This window comes from Streptomyces nigra, from assembly GCF_003074055.1.
Classification (GTDB): domain Bacteria; phylum Actinomycetota; class Actinomycetes; order Streptomycetales; family Streptomycetaceae; genus Streptomyces; species Streptomyces nigra.
This window is the reverse complement of sequence record NZ_CP029043.1, coordinates 5,924,095-5,942,412: the sequence shown is the minus strand read 5'-3', so window position 1 is coordinate 5,942,412 and position 18,318 is coordinate 5,924,095. Positions and strand designations below refer to the sequence as shown.

Sequence of the window (18,318 nt, the reverse complement as noted above, 5' to 3'; positions counted from 1 at the left end):
ACTCGTCCCGGAAGCTGATCCCCGATCGGTGTCCCCGACCACCCGGGATAGATGTAAGGGGCCGCCGTCCTCCTCGGTGCGGAGGCTTCGGAGTACGAGGGGATGAGTTCCGCCCGCCGCACTTCACCGGGCAGCACGACGAGACCGTTCCGCCCGGCTCATACCGTCGAGAGACGAAAGGTGACGGCGTGGGGCCGTCGCCGCGACCACAGGGGGCAGGCCCTCATGGGGAACAGGGAGACGCGAGTGCGGGGGCTCGCCGCTCGCGCCGGCGGCTGGAGCGCCCGCCATCGATGGACCGCCGTCGGGATCTGGGTGCTGTTCGTCGTCCTGGCGATGGGCCTCGGTTCGGCGGCGGGCCGGGTCGACGTCACGGACAGCGACCAGCTGAAGGGGGAGACGCACACCGCCGCCCGGATCATCGAGGACGCCGGCATCGAGGAGCCGGCCGGTGAGACCGTCCTCATCCAGGCGAAGGGCGGTTCGCTGAAGGCCACCGACCCGGCGTTCCGCGACGCGGTCGACGCGGTCGTGAAGGCCGTGGAGGGCACCGGCGAGGTCCGGGACGTGACGTCGCCGTACGACACGAAGACCATCTCCGAGGACGGCCGCAGCGCCCTGGTGCAGTTCGACATGCGTGGGGACTCCGACACCGCCGGGGAGCGGGTCGAGCCCGTGCTGAAGGCCGTGGAGGAGGTCCAGAAGGACCACGGCTCGCTGCGGATCGAGGAGATCGGCGGCGCCAGCATGATGAAGACGTTCGACGACGCGTTCGGGGACGACTTCCAGAAGGCCGAGTACTCCGCGGTGCCGGTGGCCCTCGGCATTCTGCTCATCGCCTTCGGCGCGCTGGTGGCGGCGCTGCTGCCGGTGCTCCTCGCCATCACCGCGATCATGGCGACGATGGGCCTGATGGGCCTCGTCAGCCATGTCATGCCGATGTCCGACACCGCGAACTCCGTGATGCTGCTGGTCGGTCTGGCCGTCGGCGTGGACTACTGCCTGTTCTATCTGCGCCGTGAGCGCGAGGAGCGCGAGGCCGGCCGGGACGCGCAGACGGCCCTGCGGGTCGCCGCCGCCACCAGCGGCCGCGCGATCATCGTCTCCGGTGTCACGGTGTGCGTGGCGATGGCGGGCATGCTGTTCACCGGTCTCGCCGAGTTCGAGGCGATGGGCCTGGCCTCGCTGATGGTCGTGGCGGTCGCCATGGTCGGCTCGGTGACCGTGCTGCCGGCGCTGCTGTCGCTGCTGGGCGAGCGGGTCGAGAAGGGCAAGATCCCGTTCCTGCACCCGGAGAGCCGGCTGCGCCGCAACCGGGGCGGGGTGAAGCGGGAGAGCCGCTTCTGGACGGCCGTGCTCAAGGCCGTACTCGCCCGTCCGGCCGTCTCGGTCGTGGTGGCCGCCGGCGCGCTGCTCGCCGTCGCGGCCCCGGCGGTGGGCATGAAGACCCAGAACCTCACGCTGGACCAGGAGTTCGGCGACTCGCTGCCGATCGTGCAGACGTACAACCGGGTCAACGAGGCCTTCCCGGGCGGATCCGAGCCGGCCGAGGTCGTCGTCAAGGCGGACGACATCAACGCCCCCGAGGTGAAGTCCGCGCTCGCCGCCTTCCGTGAGCGGGCCGTCAGTTCGGGCGCCTCACGCGGCCCGGTCGACATCAAGCTGCACGACGCGCAGAACGTCGCCTTCGTCTACGTCCCACTCGTCGGCGGCTCCGACCTGGACAAGGCGGGCGAGAGCCTGGACAGGCTGCGCGACGAGGTCCGCCCGGCCACGCTCGGCGAGGTCGACGGCCTGGAGGCGCCGATCACGGGTCAGGTCGCGGGGTCGAAGGACTTCAACGACCAGCTGGCCGGAGCGGTCGTCCCGGTCTTCGCGTTCGTCGTGGTCTTCGCCTTCGGACTGATGCTGCTGTCCTTCCGGTCCCTGACGATCGCTGCCACTTCCATCGTGCTCAACCTGCTGTCGGTGGGCGCGGCGTACGGCATCCTGGTCGCCGTCTTCCAGCACGGCTGGGGCGCGTCCCTGGTGGGCGCGGAGGGCGTGGGCGCCATCATCACCTGGCTGCCGCTGTTCCTCTTCGTGATCCTGTTCGGCCTGTCGATGGACTACCACGTGTTCGTGGTCTCGAGGATCCGCGAGGCCCGGCTGCGCGGCCTGACCACGAAGGACGCGATCCAGCACGGCGTGGTCACCACGGCCGGGGTCGTCACCAGCGCCGCGGTCATCATGGTCGCCGTCTTCGCGATCTTCGGCACCCTGTCGATGCAGTCCATGAAGCAGATGGGCGTGGGCCTCGCCGCGGCGGTGCTGATCGACGCGACGATCATCCGGGGCGTCCTGCTCCCGGCGGTGATGGCACTGCTGGGCGAACGCAACTGGTACCTGCCCAAGTGGCTGCACCGCCTGCCGGACCTGACCCACGACGAGTCACCGGAGGCCGTGACGCGGACGGCGGCCCGAGACGACGAGGGCGAGCGCGTACCCGTCTGACCCGCCCGGCCATATCTCGGCACACAGGGGCCCGCCGGCTCGAAAAGAGCCGGCGGGCCCCGCCGTGTCAGGCTCGGGCGGCGGGCAGTTCGGCTTCGATCAGGTCGGCGGCGCGTCGGGTGCCGCCCTCCCGGGACATCTCGGCCTGGATCTCCTTCAGGCGGCGGGCGACCTCGGGGTCGCCCGTGAGCGCGAGGGCGGCCTCGCGCAGGGCCTCCGCGGTGGCCTCCTCGGTCGGGAGGTGCCGGGCGACACCGAGCGCCTGGAGCATGTCGGCGTTGCCGAACTGGTCCACGGCCTGCGGTACGGCGATCATCGGGGTGGCCGTGGCCAGGCCCTCCTGGCTGCCGCCCGCGCCGGCGTGCGTGACGAACAGGTCGGCCTGCCTCAGGATCGTCAACTGCGGCACCCAGTCGTGCACTTCGACGTTCGCGGGGATCTCCCCGAGCTCGGCGGGGTCGATGTGCCGGCCGATCTGGAGCACCAGGTGCCAGTCGGGCAGTCCGGCGAAGGCCCTCACGCACTCCCGGTAGAACGCCGGCTGCTTGGTGAACGCCGAGCCGAGGGAGACGAGCGCGACCTTCTCGGCGCCGGCCGGCCGCCGCCAGTCACCCTCGGCGGTGCGGTCGCCCTGGCAGGCGCCGACGAAGGAGTACACCCGCTCGTCGACCCGGTCGGCGTTGGGCTGGAGGGCACGCGGGATGAGGACGAGCGAGCGGTCGGGGCGGCCGACGAACGGGTCGGGGTGCAGACCGACGCCGTTCTCCGTCAGCCAGTTCTCGAAGCGCTGGTAGTAGGCCTGCCCGCGCTCCGTCTTCTTCGGCTCGGCCCACATCGGCTCGGCGATCTCCTCCTCGTAGCCCTCCCAGGCGACGAGGTTCGGCGACAGCGAGACGGCGGGCACGCCCCAGCGGTGGGCGAGGACGCGGGCCGGGTAGGAGGTGATGTCGTGCAGGACGAGGTCGGGCTCGTCGCCCTCGTACGCCTCGATCAGCTGCGGGAGGGCCTGGATCGCGTCGGCCAGGAACGGCTCGACGTTGTCCAGCAGGGTGCTCCCCCACGCCTCCGGGTCGGCGTCGGGGCCGGGCAGCGTGGAGTTCCAGAGCTTCGGCTCGGCACCGGTCGCGGCGACCTTCCCGGCGAAGACCGGCGGGATGGCGTAGGTGACGCGGTGCCCGCGCGCCACGAGCTCGCGGATCACCTCGAGGCTGGGGTTCACATGCCCGTGGGCGGCGATGGAGAACATGGCGATGTGTGCGGGAGCGGTCATGGGCTCGACCATAAACGAGACGATACGTCTCGTGCAACCTGAATGCATGACGCCGGCGGCTCTGTGATCCGCATTCACGAGCCCAGCACCTCGTGCAGCCTCAGCCACGTCCACGGCGGCACCTCCCCCACCAGGACGTCCCGGTCGAGCCCCGCCGCGCGGAACGCCGCGTCCACCCGCCGTCTCGGGCGGGCCCGCCGCAGCGAGGCGTGCAGGGAGCCGCCGGCCCCGGAGAAGCCGAGCTCGACCAGCTCCCGCCAGCCGGCGTCGGCGCCGGGCGCGAGCAGCGGGGTGCGGCGCCGCTCGATACGGACGATCCCGGCGTCCACCCGGGGCACGGGACGGAAGCTGCGGCGCCCGACCCGTCCGGCGAGCCGCCACTCGTGGCGGGGCCAGGTCAGCACGGTCAGCCGGGTCCAGCCGCCGTAGTCGCCGGTGCGTTTGCGGGCGTACTCCAGCTGGGTGAGCAGGGTGGCGTCGGTGAGATGCGGGGCCCGCAGACACCACGCGACGACGACGGCGGTACGCGAGAAGGGGACGTTCCCGGCGACGGAGAACGGGGTGCGCGGCGCCCTCGCGTGCAGGAAGTCCTCGCCGAGGACACGGACGTGCGGGGCGTCCGCGAAGCGCGAGCGCAGGACGGGGACGAGCCGTGGGTCGACCTCGTAGGCGAGGAGACTGCGGCAGCGCGGGGCGAGCAGCTCGGTCAACGCGCCTTTGCCCGCGCCTACTTCGAGCAGCAGCGGGACGGGGTGGCCGTGGGGCGCGGCGAGCCGGGCGAGCTGTCCGGCGGCGGCGCGATCGGCGAGGAAGTTCTGCGAGAGCGCGCGGGATACGCGACTGGGGCGGGCCATGGCCTGCGGTCCTTGTCTTCCGTGGAGAGGGAGGAGGGCAGCCGAAGGCCCTGACCGGAAGACAGGAGAGAGAAAAGGGAGGAGACAGCGGGTCCGCGCGCGATCAGCGGGCGGTGCGGCTCCCCCGGCCGGTCAGGGCTCCGGGGCCACGGCGCATCCGTACGGAGTGCGCACAGCCCCGGCCGAGACCGGTGTTCGTGATCGCGTTGTTCGCTGCCATGGACGGCACGCTAGGCAGGTGCCCCCGTCGCGCGCAAAGGGATTTACGTCAGCGCTGGTAGCGGGCGAGCACCAGGTTGCCGTCCCGTTCCAGGCGGGTCCGCAGCTCGGACAGACCGATGGCGCCGCTGTAGTACTCCTGGAAGGCCGGGGTGGCGACCTTGTCCTTGAACTCGGGGTAGCCGCGCACGGATTGCGCGGGTGCCGGGCGGAGCCGGCCGGCGAGGGCGGTGCCGGTGGCCCAGTCGTGCTCGTCGGTGTGCAGGGCCGGGTCCTTCAGGGCCTCGGTGCCGGTGGGCAGCATCCAGTCGCCGAGCGCGAGGCGCACCATGTTCTTCGGCCGCAGCACAAAGTCGATGAACTGGGCGGCCTCCCGCTGATGGGGGCTGTCCTGGGCGATGGACAGGGTCTGCGGGCTGACGCCCTGGGTGAGGCCGTCGGCGCCGGCCGGGGCGGGCAGCACCCGCCAGTCGAAGCCCTCGGGCGCCTGCTGCACGATCTGCTGCCGGTAGGAGAAGCCCAGCGGGACCATCGCGTAGCGGCCGCCGAAGAAGCCGGGCAGGGTGTCGGAGCCGCCGCTGCCCAGGGTGGACGGGGCGGCGCTGCGGTCGGTGGCGATCTGGTCGTGGACGGTGCGCGGCATCACCGCGTCGCCCTCCTCGAACCGCACGGTCACCTTGCCGTCGGCGCCCCGGTGGAAGAGCTGCCCGCCGGCCGACAGCGACAGGTTGAGGCTGACGGAGACGGGTTCCTTGAGCGGCCAGGCGACCCCGTACCGGCCGTCGCCGCTCAGCCGGTCGGTGATCTCGCGGAACTCCCGCCAGGTCCACGGGTGTTCGGGGGTGGGGATGCGCACGCCCGACTTGTCGAGCCAGGTGGCGTTGGCGATGAGCACGCGCGGTTCCTGGAGGAACGGCACGCCGTAGACGCCGTCCCCGAAGGTCGTCGTCTCCCAGCTGTGCCGCGGGATGTCCCGGGTGAGCCGTTCGGGCAGCAGGCCGGTCAGGTCGGCGAGGTAACCGCCGTAGGCGAAGTCGGCCAGGTCGTCGGAGGCGTCGTGGATGACGTCCGGTGCCTCACCGCCCTCGAAGGAGGTGAGGAGCTGGTCGTGGACGCTGTCCCAACTGCCCTGGACGTACTCGACCTTGACATCGGAGTGGGTGGCGTTCCACTCGGCCACCAGCTCCTTGTTGACCCGGACCGACTCCTCCTGCCAGGCCAGTGACTGGAAGCGCAGGGTGACGGGGCCGCCCGGGTCGGTGTCGCCGCCGCAGCCGGCGGCCAGCAGGACCAGGACGAGCACCCACAGCAGACGTCCACGCATCAGCTCTTCACCGCCCCGGTGAGCATGCCGCCCGTGATCCGGCGCTGGATGAGCGCGAACACCACCAGGGACGGCAGCGTCGCGAGGAACGCGGCGGCGGCCAGCGGTCCGAGGTCCACGACGCCCTCGGCGCCGATGAAGTGGGTGAGGACGACGGGGAGCGTCTGCTTCTCCGGGGTCTTCAGCAGCACCAGGGCGAAGAAGAACTCGTTCCACGCGGTGACGAACGCGAACAGGGCCGTCGCCACCAGACCGGGCGCGAGCAGCGGCGCGGTCACCGAGACGAGGGTGCGCAGTCGTCCGGCCCCGTCGACGGCCGCGGCCTCCTCCAGCTCGCGCGGCACCGCGCGGACGTACCCCACGAGCATCCACAGCGCGAACGGCAACGCCCACACCACATAGACCATGACCAGCCCCGTCATCGAGTCGATCAGCCGCAGGTTCTTCAGCACCAGGAACAGCGGGATGATCACCAGGACCAGCGGGAACGCCTGGCTGACGACCACCCAGCCGGTCGCGGCCCGCGCCAGCCGGGTCCGCCGGCGGGCCATGACGTACGCCATCGGGGTGGCGAGGAGCACGGCGACCACGGCGGTGCCGAGCGCGGCGGCCAGGGAGTTCAGGGCGGCGTCCAGGAGGGGCTGCTCGTCGAAGGCCTGACGGAAGTTGGCGAGCGTGGGGTCCTCGGGGATCCAGGTGGGGTGCAGACTGGCCAGTTCGCGCGGGGGCTTGAAGGCGGTGGAGACCAGCCACAGGAACGGGAAGGCCAGGAAGACGAGATAGGCGAGCAGGGCTGCGTACTGACCGGCGCGGCCGGTCCGGCTGGTCCTCATGCCGTGTCACCGCCCCGCAGCCGGCCGGCCAGGAACACCGCGAGCAGGACCGAGATCGCCGCGACCATCACACATCCCATCGCCGCCGCGTAGCCGAACTGCCCGTAGCGGAACGCCTCTTCGTAGGCGAAGAGCATCGGCAGCCGGGTGCGGCCGCCCGGGCCGCCGCTGGTCAGCACGTAGACCAGGGCGAAGGAGTTGAAGTTCCAGATCAGGTTGAGCGCGGTGATGGACAGGGCCACGGGTCTCAGCGCGGGCCAGGTGACCGTGCGGAAGCGGCGCCAGGCGCCGGCGCCGTCCACGGCGGCGGCCTCGTGCAGTTCGCGCGGGGTGTTCTGCAGTCCGGCGAGCAGGGCGACCGTGGTGGTGGGCATCCCGGCCCAGACGCCGACCACGATCACGGCGGGCAGGGCCGTGCCGAGGCCGCTCAGCCAGTCACGGCCGTCGCCGAGGCCGAGATCGCGCAGGGTCTCGTTGAGGACACCGGCGTCGGGGGCATAGACCAGCCGCCACATGACGCCGACGACGACCTCGGGCATGGCCCACGGGACGATCGCGAGGGCACGGGCCAGCCAGCGCAGCCGCAGGTCCTGGTTGAGCAGCAGGGCGAGGCCGAGGGCCAGCAGGAACTGCGGCACGGTGACGCCGACCGCCCAGACCAGGCCGATGCGGAACGACTCCCAGAACAGCGTGTCGTGCAGCAGGTCCTGGAAGTTGAGCCCGCCGATCCACCGGGCGGCCGCGGTGCGTCCGGACTGGGCGTCGGTGAAGGACAGCAGGATGCCGTAGAGCAGCGGGCCGACGCTGAGGATCAGGATGGGCAGCAGCGCGGGCAGCACCAGGAACCAGGCCCCGCGGTCCGTGACGCGCCGGTCCCGGCCGGGGCGGGGCACACGGGCGGCCGGCCTCTCGGCTTGGGTCACCGAGGTCACGGCATCAGCCCCTTCGCACGGCTCGGGCGGGCCCCGTCATGGTCGTGAAGGCGCCGTACCCCGTCAAGACCACCCGCACGCGTCCGACCTGTGGAAATGCGAGACTGAGCGCGAATGGCGGGAATGCGTCCGCCGTTAGCGAAGGCGTACGACCCCACGGAGGCGGGCGATGGACGAGGCACGGGCGCGCGAGGTACTGGCGGCGGCGGAGGTCCTGCCCGCCCCGGCCGGGGACGCGCGGCTGCTGTCCCTCGGGGAGAACGCGGTGTTCGCCGCCGGCGGCCTGGTCGTCAAGGTCGGCCGGGACGCCGAACTGCTGGAGCGGGCCCGCCGCGAGCTGCGGATCGCGCTGTGGCTGGCGGACGCCGGGGTCCCGGCCGTCCGGGCCGCCGAACCGGAGGCCCTGCTGGTGGACGGGCACCCGGTGACCGTGTGGCACCGCCTGCCGGACGCGGTACGCCCCGCCGAACCCCGTGACCTGGCCGCGCTGCTGCGGATCGTGCACGCCCTGCCCGCGCCGCCGTTCGCGCTGCCGCCCCGTGAGCTGCTGGGCGGGGTGGAGCGCTGGCTGCGGCTGGCGGGCGACGCGATCGACCCGGCGGACGCCGCGTATCTGCATGAGCGCAGGGACGGCTTCGCCGAGGCCGCGGCGCGCCTGACGCCCCGTCTGACACCGGGCCCCATCCACGGCGACGCCCTCCCCCGCAATGTGCACGCCGGCCCGGACGGACCGGTCCTGGTCGACCTGGAGACCTTCTCCGCCGATCTGCGCGAGCACGACCTGGTGGTCATGGCCCTGTCCCGGGACCGGTACGGGCTGCCCGCGGCGTCCTACGAGGAGTTCACGGACACGTACGGCTGGGACGTGCGCGAGTGGGACGGCTGCGCGGTGCTCCGCGGCGCCCGCGAGACGGCGAGCTGCGCCTGGGTGGCGCAGCACGCCCCGAGCAACCCGAAGGCGCTGGAGGAGTTCCGGCGCCGGGTGGCGTCACTGCGGGACGGGGACGAGACGGTGCGGTGGTATCCGTTCTGAGCCGCTGTGGCCCAAGGGCGGCGGCGCGCCGGGGCCCTCAGGCCCGGTCCGCCGGGATCTGGACCTCGCCCGGTACCGACCGGCCGACCACCGCCGGTCCCGGCACGGGGGGTTCGGGGTCGCGGACCGGCCAGGTGCCGTCGCCGACCGCCGCCGGGTCGCCCTTGGCGCGCAGGAAGGTCTGGAAGTCCGCCGCCCACTCGGCGTACCACTCGATCTGGCGGCGGTGCAGCTCGGCCGGGCCGACGGAGGCGATCTTGGGGTGGCGGGCGGCTATCGCGCCTGCCAGGCGGGCCGCGGCGAGGGCGTCGGCGAAGGCGTCGTGGGCGGAGTCGAGCTCCACTCCGTACTCCCGGCAGACCGCTTCGAGGTTGCGCTTGCCCCGGCGGTAGCGGTCGACCCGGCGGTCGATCGTGTACGGGTCGACGACGGGGGCCGGGTCGAGGCCGCCGAGGCGCTCGCGCAGGGACGGCAGACCGTGCCGGCGCAGCTCGGCGGAGAGCAGGCTCAGATCGAAGGCCGCGTTGTAGGCGACGACCGGGACGCCCGACTTCCAGTACGACACCAGGACGTCGGCGATGGCGTCGGCGACCTGGTCGGCGGGGCGGCCCTCGGCGGCCGCGCGTTCGTTGCTGACACCGTGGACGGCGACGGCCTCGGCGGGGATCGGGACGCCCGGGTCGGCCAGCCACTGCCGGTGGCCGAGGACCAGCCCGTCCCTGACCTCGACGACGGCGCCGGTGACGATGCGCGCCTCGCGCGGATCGGTCCCGGTCGTCTCCAGGTCGAAGCCGATCAGCAGCTCACGGTGCCACCCCATGGCGGTCCCCCTTCTTGTGGTGCGTCCCCCAGTGGTCTCCACCTTCCCATGGGCCACTGACAATCCGAGGACCGCATTCCGCTTGCCCGATGGGACACTTCGCGCCCTGCGGGACAGTTCAGGACACGGGGCGCGAATCCGCCCACATGACCTCGAACTCCTCGCGATAGGTGGGGAAGAGCCCGCCCTCCTCGACCTCGTCCGACTTCACGACCCTGCTGCCGTTGCGCAGGACCAGCACCGGCGCCTCCATGCCCCGGGTGCGCCGCAGATAGTTCTGGACGACCGCGATGCCGTCGGCGCCGTCGCCGTCCACGAGGTAGGCCGTGAAGCGGGGCGTCTCGTCGAAGACCTGGATCTCGAAGGCGCCCGGGTCCCGCAGCCGCGACCGCACCCGCCGCATGTGCAGGATGTTCATCTCCACCGCGCGGCTCAGCTCGCCCCGCTTGATGCCCAGTTCCCGCTCACGCCGCTTGACCGCGCTGGAGGCCGGGTTGAGGAACAGCAGCCGCACCCGGCAGCCCGCCTCCGCGAGCCGGACCAGCCGCCGCCCGGAGAAGTTCTGCACCAGCAGGTTCAGGCCGATGCCGATGGCGTCGAGCCGGCGCGCGCCGCCGAAGATGTCCTCGGCGGGGAACCGGCGCAGCAGCCGCACCCGGTCGGAGTGCACGGCGACGACGTCGGAGTACCGGTCGCCGACCAGGTCCTCGACGGCGTCGATCGGCAGCCGGCGGGCCGACGGCACGTCACCGCCGGTGCCGAGGGCCTCCAGGAGGCGGGCGGAGGCCCGCTCGGCCTGGTTGAGGACCGCCTCGGACAGGGCGCGGTTGCGCGAGACCACGTTCCGGGTCACCTCGAGTTCGTCCAGGGCGAGTTCGACCTCCCGACGGTCGTCGAGATAGGGCTCGAAGCACGGCCAGTGCTGCACCATCAGCTCGCGCAGCTGGGGCAGCGTGAGGAAACTGAGGACGTTGTCGTCGGCCGGGTCGAGCAGATACCCCTTGCGGCGGCTGACCTCGCGGACGGCGACCGCGCGCTGGACCCACTCCTGACCGGCCGGACCTGCGGCGGCCACCACCCAGTCGTCCCCGTGGACGGGTTCGTAGACGGGCCGCAGCACGGCGGCCACGACGGCACGCAGCCGCTGCTCGACGAGGTTCAGCCAGATGTAGGCCCGCCCGGCCCGCTGGGCGCGGGTACGGACCTCCCGCCAGGCCTCGGGGTCCCAGTCCAGCTCCGGACCGATGGACGTGGTCTCCATCGGCCGGGCCAGGGACACCGTGCCGGGCGGGACGTCTGGGGAGTTCCCCTCGTGACCCTCGTCACCAGGGGGCAACTCCAGCCCTCCCGAGCCCACCCGCGCACCGCCTTCCGCTCCCCCGAGCACTCCCCGTCCCAACGATCAAGGAAGGGTACTCCGGGAGCGGCGGGCGGTGCAGCCGGATGGACAGGTCGTTTCTCAACTGCGCGGCTGCCAGTGGCCGTTCTGCCATGCCAGCTCGTTCGGCGTGAGCGGGTTCATGGCCGTCACATCGCGCGGGACGATGGAGAATCCCTGCCAGTGGACCGGCATCGGCTGCTGGTCCTCATCGCGGGCGATGTGGTGGAAGCCGACGTTCATCCAGGTGATCGGGTGCTTGAGGGTCTGCCCGCCCACCCACTTGTCCACTGACTTGGGGTGCCCGTTGCCGCAACCGGGGTTGTGGGTCGCGAACTTCTCGCACTTGTCGTACTCGGTGACGTACAGGTCGTGCTTGGTGTAGCTGCGGCCCGGGTACTTGGTGCTGACGCCGGGGACGATCTCGTACGACCGGGCGTGGCCGTCCTTGTTCTTGCCGGTCGCGCTGACCATCCGCCACCAGCGGTACGCCTTGGCGTCGCCGGTGAGCTCCTTGGTGACCTTGGTGACACTGGTCTTGGTCCGCGGCGCGCGGTCGCCGGAGGCGGGCGCGCTCACCGTCGAGTCGTACTGCTCGACACGGTTCTTGGTGGAGCCGTCCAGGGCGAAGTCCAGGCGCCAGAAGACGTTGTGGCTGTGGCTGGTGGCCTTGGCCCGGTTCCCCTTGCCGATGGGCCAGCCGCGGCCGTCACCGGCGTCGTAGTCGTCGTACGACAGGCTGCCGGTGGCGCCGACGTTCATGGTGACCGTGCCGTCGTCCTGGAAGCGCCACTCGGTCATGTACTCGTACCAGCCGACCTGGTTGACGGTGTACACGAGCAGGTCCTGGCCCTGCGCGGCGTAGACCTTGTTCGCGGTGTCGCCCTGCATCCGGTAGGCGTGGCCCCGCGCGCGGGTCGTCGTGCACAGGCCCTTGACGTTCGGGTTCTGCGGGTCCCAGGCCTCGGGGACCTTGACGGACTTGATGGTGCCGCCCGGGCACTCGGTGGCCTTCAGCGGCATCAGCCCCTGGGCGAAGCCGAAGCCCGTCAGGTCGTCGTACTCGACGCTGCCGTCGTCGTACGGGACGTGGATCTGGCCGAGGCGGGCGCTGTTGAGGACCCGGATGGGCTTGGTCTCGCCCTTGGGCTGGTAGGAGATCTTCTCCAGGACCAGACCGGCCTTGCCGTCGTAGCGCCAGCACATGCGCCACGTGGTGCCGCCGCTGAGCTTCTTCTCTATGCGGTAGGCGGCGCTGCAGTCGGCGGCGGCCGGGGCCGCGTCGCGCGGCTGGGCGGTGGCGGTGCCCGCGCCGGTCGTGGCGCCGGCGGCCAGGGCGGCCAGGGACACGCCGACGGCGGCGGTGGTGCGGGCCCGGACCTTTCTCCTCGGGCGGGAACCGCTGGTCGAGCTGTTTGCACGCATGACGAGGTGACTCCTCTTGCAGGAGATGCGAGTACGTGGTGTCCGGGCGGGTCGGGCCCGGTGCGGTGGACGGCGCCGGCTCAGCGCGTGTCGAGCCGGGCGACCTGGCGGGCGCTGAGGTCGATCACGAAGGACCGGGCGTCGATCCAGGGCCCGTTCTTCACCTTCGGGAACAGCCGTACGCAGCGGTGCTCGCCGCACTTGTCGAGCGCGGCGGGCTGGCCGCCGGACGTGGCCCGGTACACGGCGCCGTTGAGCAGCAGCTGGTCCGGCGAGGTGAGCGCCTTGCCGGTGGCGTCCTTGTAGTCCGCCTTCATGCCCGCGCCCAGCGGATGGGCGATGAGCAGCTTCGCGGCCTCGGCGTACTCGGCCCGGCTCAGCGGCGGCTGGACGCCGTGCTCGGTGACGGTCCGCTCCACCTTGCCGGTGTCCAGGTCGACGGTCCGGGTGACGAGCGCGTCGGTCTTGTAGTCGTAGAACGTCACCTCGGCCCGGCGCGGCCCGCCCGCGCGGTCCGTCTCGCCGCCCTCTGGTTCGGCGAGCTCGACGCCGAGGCGCTGGGCGCCGCGGTCCCCGGCCACGTTCTCCCCGGCGGTACGCAGCTGCGGGCTCGCCGCGAGCTGGGCGGCACGCTCGGTCTCGTCGTCGGTCAGCGGGTCGTCGCCGACGCCCGCGTCCCCCTCGTCGGGCGCCTCCTCGACGACACCCGGCGGCACCGCGCCGGCCGCCTGGCCCGCGGCCCCCCGCTCACCGGCCGCGGTCTGCCCGGCGGTGTCTCCCGCCCGTTCGCCGGCCCCCGCCGTGCCCGGCAGGGTGATCCCGACCATCACGGCGGTCCCCGCCACCGCGATGGCCGTGCCGGCCACCACCTTCCCCAGGTGGCGGCGCACTATCTCGCGCACGTCTTCCCCCTACTCCCCCAGGTCATCGGGAGTATGTGATTGCCCCACACGTTCGGCATACGGTGTATGCACTGGTCGACCGGTAAGAGGGACGTAAGTCGGGGGTGGTTCCATCACTTTCGGGGAGACTCGACGTCAAGGCGCCCCCGACGGCGGGGTCGAGCTGAAAGAGTCGTGTCCATGCAGGTCTGGCCTGGAGAGGCATATCCGCTCGGTGCCACGTACGACGGCGCCGGGACCAATTTCGCGGTCTTCACGGAGGCCGCGGACCGAGTAGAGCTGTGTCTGCTGCACGACGACGGCTCGGAGACGGCGGTGGAACTGCGGGAGAGCGACGCCTTCGTACGCCACGCGTACGTGCCGGGCGTCATGCCGGGGCAGCGGTACGGATTCCGGGTGCACGGCCCGTACGCCCCGGAGCGGGGGCTGCGCTGCAACTCCGCCAAGCTGCTCCTCGACCCGTACGCGAAGGCGGTCAGCGGCTCGGTCCGCTGGGGCGAGGAGGTCTACGGCTACCACTTCGGTGAACCCGACCGGCGCAACGACCTCGACTCGGCGCCGCACACGATGTCGTCCGTCGTGGTGAACCCGTACTTCGACTGGGGCGACGACCGGCGCCCGCGCACCGAATACCACCACACGGTGATCTACGAGGCCCATGTGAAGGGCCTGACGATGCGCCATCCGGGGCTGCCGGAGGAGCTGCGCGGCACCTACGCGGGCCTCGCGCACCCGGCGCTGATCGAGCACCTGACCGAGCTGGGCGTGACGGCGCTGGAGCTGATGCCGGTCCACCAGTTCGTGAACGACCACCGGCTGGTCGACATGGGCCTGAACAACTACTGGGGCTACAACACGATCGGTTTCTTCGCCCCGCACAACGCGTACGCCTCCTGGGGCGACCGCGGCCAGCAGGTCCTGGAGTTCAAGTCGGCGGTGCGGGCGCTGCACGAGGCCGGTATCGAGGTCATCCTCGACGTCGTCTACAACCACACGGCCGAGGGGAACCACCTCGGGCCGACGCTGTCGTTCCGGGGCCTGGACAACCCGCAGTACTACCGGCTGACGGACGACCCCCGGTACTACATGGACACCACCGGCACCGGGAACTCACTGCTCATGCGGTCCCCGCACGTGCTGCAGCTGATCATGGACTCGCTGCGGTACTGGGTCACCGAGATGCACGTCGACGGCTTCCGCTTCGACCTCGCGGCGACGCTCGCACGCCAGTTCCATGAGGTGGACCGGCTGTCGTCGTTCTTCGACCTGGTGCAGCAGGACCCGGTGGTCTCGCAGGTGAAGCTGATCGCGGAGCCGTGGGACGTCGGCGAGGGCGGCTACCAGGTGGGCAACTTCCCGCCGCTGTGGACCGAGTGGAACGGCAAGTACCGCGACACCGTGCGGGACCTGTGGCGGGGCGAGCCGCGCACGCTCGCCGAGTTCGCCTCCCGGCTGACCGGCTCCTCCGATCTGTACCAGGACGACGGGCGCCGCCCGCTGGCCTCGATCAACTTCGTGACCTGCCATGACGGCTTCACCCTGCACGACCTGGTGTCGTACAACGACAAGCACAACGACGCCAACGGCGAGGACAACCGGGACGGCGAGAGCCACAACCGCTCCTGGAACTGCGGCGCCGAGGGAGAGACCGACGACCCGGACGTGCCGGTGCTGCGCGCCCGCCAGATGCGCAACTTCATCGCCACGCTCATGCTGTCCCAGGGTGTGCCGATGATCAGCCACGGCGACGAGTTCGCCCGCACCCAGCACGGCAACAACAACGCGTACTGCCAGGACAGCGAGCTGTCGTGGGTGCACTGGCCGCAGCCCGGCGAGGAGGCGGAGGAGGGCGCGGGCGGGAGCCTCTCGCGGGACCTGCACGCCTTCACGCGCGCGATGGTGGCGATGCGCCGCGAGCACCCCGTCTTCCGCAGGCGGCGCTTCTTCCACGGGCGGCCCGTCGAGGGCACCCACGACGACCTGTCGGACATCGCCTGGTTCACCCCGGAGGGCAAGGAGATGACCCAGCGGGACTGGGACCGGGCGCAGGCGTCGGCGCTGACGGTGTTCCTCAACGGCAACGCCATCTCCGAGCCCGGACCGCGCGGGGAGCGGATCGCCGACGACTCGTTCCTGCTGATGTTCAACGCCTCGCCGAAGACGCTGGACTTCGTCGTGCCGGTCGACCACGGCCGGCAGTGGCAGGTGGTCGTGGACACGGCCCGCCCGGACGGGGTGCCACCGGGTACGGGGCCGAAGGTGCAGGCCGGGGAGCGGCTGACGCTGGTGGACCGCAGTCTGACGGTGCTGCAGCGGCCGGTGTAGACGCGGCGCGGGCGCGGTCCGAGGTGGCCGGGGCGCGCCCGCGCGTGGCTCCACGTGGCGGCGGGCGATGACACGAAGGGCGGCCAGAGGGGTACGTAGCTCTGCATGACACCTGAAGCCCCCGAACCGATGGTGCCGACCGCCACCTACCGGCTGCAGCTGCAGCCCTCGTTCCCGTTCGCGGCCGCCGCCGAGGCCGTGCCGTATCTGGCCTCGCTCGGCGTCTCGCATCTGCACCTGTCCCCCGTCCTGGAGGCGGTTCCGGGGTCGGGGCACGGCTACGACGTCGTGGACCACGCGCGCGTGCGCGAGGAGCTGGGCGGGGAGGACGGGCTGCGCACCCTGTCGCGCACCGCCCGTGAGCACCGCCTGGGCCTGGTGCTGGACATCGTGCCGAACCACATGGCGATGGCGCCGCGCCACAACCGCGCCCTGTGGGAGGTGCTGCGCGAGGGCTCCGTGTCCCGGTTCGCGCGCTGGTTCGACATCGACTGGGAGGCGCAGGACGGCCGGATTCTGCTCCCGGTGCTCGGCGGCCCGCTCGGTCGGGTGCTGGACGACCTGGTGGTGGACGGTGACGTCCTGCGGTACCACGACCATGTGTTCCCGCTGCGCGAGGGCACCGGGGACCTGCCGCTGCCCCGGCTGCTCGACGCCCAGTGGTACCGGCTGGCGTGGTGGCGGCTGGCCCGGACCGAGCTGAACTACCGGCGGTTCTTCTCCATCTCGGAGCTGATCGGGGTGCGGGTCGAGGACCCGGAGGTGTTCGAGGCCACCCACGCCAAGATCCTCCAGCTGCTGCACGAGGGGGTGGTGGACGGGCTGCGCGTCGACCACCCCGACGGTCTCGCCGACCCCGACGGCTATCTGCGGCGGCTGCACGAGGCGACGGGCGGGCGCTGGACCGTGGTCGAGAAGATCCTCTCGGACGGGGAGCATCTGCCGGCCGCCTGGCCGGTCGCCGGCACCACCGGCTACGACGCCCTGCGGCACATCGACGGCCTCTTCACCGATCCGGCCGGGTACGGGGAACTCCTGGGCTCGTACCGGCGGTTCGCGGCGCCGCAGACCGACCGGGGCGGCGACTGGGACGCCACGGTGCGGCGGGCCGGGTACAAGGTGCTCACCCATGAGCTGGCCGCGGAGGTCGACCGGCTGACGCGGGTGGCGCACCGGGTCTGCGACACCTCGCCGGACCCCGCGCTGCGCGACCGGGCGCCCTGGGCGCTGCGCACGGCCCTCCAGGAGCTGCTGGTGCGGATGGACGTCTACCGGCCCTACGCCTCGACCGACGCCTCCCTCGTGGTCACCGAGGAGGCCGCCGCCGAGGCCCGGCTGGCGTTCGCGGTGCCCGAGGAGGCGGGTGCCGTGGACGTCGTACGCGACCTGGTGCTCGGGCGGGCCGGGGACGGGCCGGGCGCGGTGGAGTTCCGGACGCGGTTCGCGCAGACGTCGTCGGCGTTGCGGGCCAAGTCGGTGGAGGACACCGCTTTCTACCGGCATGTGGCGCTGCTGTCGGCGACCGAGGTGGGCGGCGACCCGGGCAGCCCCTCCGTCTCGCCGGACCGGTTCCACGCGTACTGCGCGCGCGTGCAGCGTGACTGGCCGCTGACCGGGACGGTGGTGTCCACGCACGACACCAAGCGCAGCGCCGACGTGCGGGCCGCGCTGGCCGTGCTCACCGAGTGCCCGCGGGACTGGGCGGACCTCGTGGCGGAGGTGACCCAAGACGGCACGGGTGTCCCGGACGCGCAGCTGGCGTGGGCGGCCTGGCAGACGGTGTTCGGGCTGGGCGAGGCGGACGTCGAGCGGGTGCGGGGGGCGCTGCTCAAGCATGTGCGGGAGGCGGGCCTGTTCACCAGCTGGACGGAGCAGGAGCCGCCGTACGAGGAGGCGGTGGCCGCGTTCGTGGCCGCGGGGCCCTGCGGGGTGCCGGGCGAGCGGGTGACGGCGTTCCGGCACGCCCTGGAGCCGTACATCCGGGCCAATGTGCTCGGGGTCGCGCTGACGCAGCTCACCATGCCGGGGGTGCCGGACGTCTACCAGGGCACCGAGGGCGAGTACCGGGCGCTGGTGGACCCGGACAACCGCCGGGTTGTGGCGTTCCCGCCCGAGGACGCCGGCGACAAGGGCGTGGTGACGGCGGCGGCGCTGCGGCTGCGCCGGCGGCGCCCCGAGGTCTTCGGTGACGCGGCCTCGTACGAGCCGCTGGCCGCCGAGGGACCGGCCTCCGAGCACTGTGTGGCCTTCGTGCGCTCCGGCGAGGTGCTCACCGCCGTCACCCGGCTGTCGCTCCGGCTGGCGCGGGACGGCGGCTGGCGGGACACCAAGCTGGCGCTGCCGCCGGGCCGCTGGGTCGACGTGCTGGACGGGGAGCGGGAGTTCACCGGGCAGGTGCGGGTGGAGCAGCTGTTCGAGCGACTGCCGGTGGCGTTGCTGGAGCGTGCCGGGGAGTGAGGGGCGGGGTGCCTCCGGGCGCCCCCGCCGGGCTCCCCGTGTGCTCCTTGACA

At 72.2% G+C, this 18,318-nt stretch carries 12 protein-coding genes and 1 pseudogene; 4 read left to right on the top strand and 9 right to left on the bottom strand.

Annotation, left to right across the window (positions count from 1 at the left end; translation table 11 throughout):
* Positions 1–225 precede the first annotated feature (225 nt).
* Entirely contained in the window at positions 226–2,493 is a 2,268-nt protein-coding gene (locus DC008_RS27430) for an MMPL family transporter (protein WP_108709240.1), read from the top strand.
* Between the two features lie 67 nt (positions 2,494–2,560).
* On the opposite strand, the pseudogene mgt reads toward DC008_RS27430, so the two are convergent.
* The 5 genes and pseudogenes from mgt to DC008_RS27405 form a co-directional block, all read right to left on the bottom strand.
* Positions 2,561–3,800: pseudogene (gene mgt / locus DC008_RS27425) on the bottom strand (macrolide-inactivating glycosyltransferase).
* A 37-nt stretch (positions 3,801–3,837) separates the two neighbouring features.
* The gene (gene erm(V), locus DC008_RS27420) at positions 3,838–4,617 is read right to left on the bottom strand and encodes a 23S rRNA (adenine(2058)-N(6))-methyltransferase Erm(V) (protein ID WP_108709239.1); all 780 of its coding nucleotides are present in this window, start codon (positions 4,615–4,617) and stop codon (positions 3,838–3,840) included.
* A gap of 268 nt (positions 4,618–4,885) precedes the next feature.
* Positions 4,886–6,160, bottom strand: coding sequence for an ABC transporter substrate-binding protein (locus DC008_RS27415; RefSeq protein WP_108709238.1), 1,275 nt, complete (start codon positions 6,158–6,160; stop codon positions 4,886–4,888).
* Entirely contained in the window at positions 6,160–6,993 is an 834-nt protein-coding gene (locus DC008_RS27410) for a carbohydrate ABC transporter permease (protein WP_108709237.1), read from the bottom strand. Before DC008_RS27410 ends, DC008_RS27415 begins: the two co-directional genes overlap by 1 nt.
* Positions 6,990–7,925: a carbohydrate ABC transporter permease gene (locus DC008_RS27405; protein WP_108709236.1), complete on the bottom strand. Its 936-nt coding sequence runs from the start codon at positions 7,923–7,925 to the stop codon at positions 6,990–6,992. The genes DC008_RS27410 and DC008_RS27405 overlap by 4 nt, the downstream gene beginning before the upstream one ends.
* 169 nt (positions 7,926–8,094) lie before the next feature.
* Here DC008_RS27405 and DC008_RS27400 point away from each other — a divergent pair, with 169 nt between their 5' ends.
* Complete coding sequence (locus DC008_RS27400; RefSeq protein ID WP_108709235.1) at positions 8,095–8,958, top strand: phosphotransferase; 864 nt, start codon at positions 8,095–8,097, stop codon at positions 8,956–8,958.
* A gap of 37 nt (positions 8,959–8,995) precedes the next feature.
* Here DC008_RS27400 and DC008_RS27395 read toward each other — a convergent pair whose 3' ends face one another.
* From DC008_RS27395 to DC008_RS27380, 4 genes are all read right to left on the bottom strand, one after another.
* Complete coding sequence (locus DC008_RS27395; RefSeq protein ID WP_108709234.1) at positions 8,996–9,778, bottom strand: 3'-5' exonuclease; 783 nt, start codon at positions 9,776–9,778, stop codon at positions 8,996–8,998.
* 118 nt (positions 9,779–9,896) lie between these two features.
* Positions 9,897–11,135, bottom strand: a complete 1,239-nt coding sequence (locus tag DC008_RS27390) for an SAV2148 family HEPN domain-containing protein (RefSeq protein WP_108709233.1) — start codon at positions 11,133–11,135, stop codon at positions 9,897–9,899.
* 102 nt (positions 11,136–11,237) lie between these two features.
* Complete coding sequence (locus tag DC008_RS27385; protein ID WP_108709232.1) at positions 11,238–12,581, bottom strand: copper amine oxidase; 1,344 nt, start codon at positions 12,579–12,581, stop codon at positions 11,238–11,240.
* A gap of 80 nt (positions 12,582–12,661) precedes the next feature.
* Positions 12,662–13,483 carry a Tat pathway signal sequence domain protein gene (locus DC008_RS27380; RefSeq protein WP_108709231.1) on the bottom strand — a complete coding sequence of 274 codons (822 nt, stop codon included), beginning with the start codon at positions 13,481–13,483 and terminating at the stop codon, positions 12,662–12,664.
* A gap of 180 nt (positions 13,484–13,663) precedes the next feature.
* Between DC008_RS27380 and glgX the strand changes: the two genes are divergently transcribed.
* Together glgX and treY are read left to right on the top strand one after the other, a co-directional pair.
* Positions 13,664–15,808 (top strand): glycogen debranching protein GlgX, encoded by a 2,145-nt coding sequence (gene glgX / locus DC008_RS27375; protein WP_108709230.1) that lies wholly within the window; start codon positions 13,664–13,666, stop codon positions 15,806–15,808.
* 105 nt (positions 15,809–15,913) lie between these two features.
* Positions 15,914–18,265 carry a malto-oligosyltrehalose synthase gene (gene treY, locus DC008_RS27370; RefSeq protein WP_108709229.1) on the top strand — a complete coding sequence of 784 codons (2,352 nt, stop codon included), beginning with the start codon at positions 15,914–15,916 and terminating at the stop codon, positions 18,263–18,265.
* The last annotated feature ends 53 nt before the right edge of the window (positions 18,266–18,318 follow it).

What these genes read in the sequence shown, in the direction of transcription:
- DC008_RS27430 (WP_108709240.1), top strand. Translation starts at nt 226, where the DNA reads ATGGGGAACAGGGAGACGCGAGTGCGGGGGCTCGCCGCTCGCGCCGGC.
- DC008_RS27415 (WP_108709238.1), bottom strand. Translation starts at nt 6,160, where the DNA reads ATGCGTGGACGTCTGCTGTGGGTGCTCGTCCTGGTCCTGCTGGCCGCC.
- DC008_RS27410 (WP_108709237.1), bottom strand. Translation starts at nt 6,993, where the DNA reads ATGAGGACCAGCCGGACCGGCCGCGCCGGTCAGTACGCAGCCCTGCTC.
- DC008_RS27400 (WP_108709235.1), top strand. Translation starts at nt 8,095, where the DNA reads ATGGACGAGGCACGGGCGCGCGAGGTACTGGCGGCGGCGGAGGTCCTG.
- DC008_RS27395 (WP_108709234.1), bottom strand. Translation starts at nt 9,778, where the DNA reads ATGGGGTGGCACCGTGAGCTGCTGATCGGCTTCGACCTGGAGACGACC.
- DC008_RS27385 (WP_108709232.1), bottom strand. Translation starts at nt 12,581, where the DNA reads ATGCGTGCAAACAGCTCGACCAGCGGTTCCCGCCCGAGGAGAAAGGTC.
- glgX (WP_108709230.1), top strand. Translation starts at nt 13,664, where the DNA reads ATGCAGGTCTGGCCTGGAGAGGCATATCCGCTCGGTGCCACGTACGAC.
- treY (WP_108709229.1), top strand. Translation starts at nt 15,914, where the DNA reads ATGACACCTGAAGCCCCCGAACCGATGGTGCCGACCGCCACCTACCGG.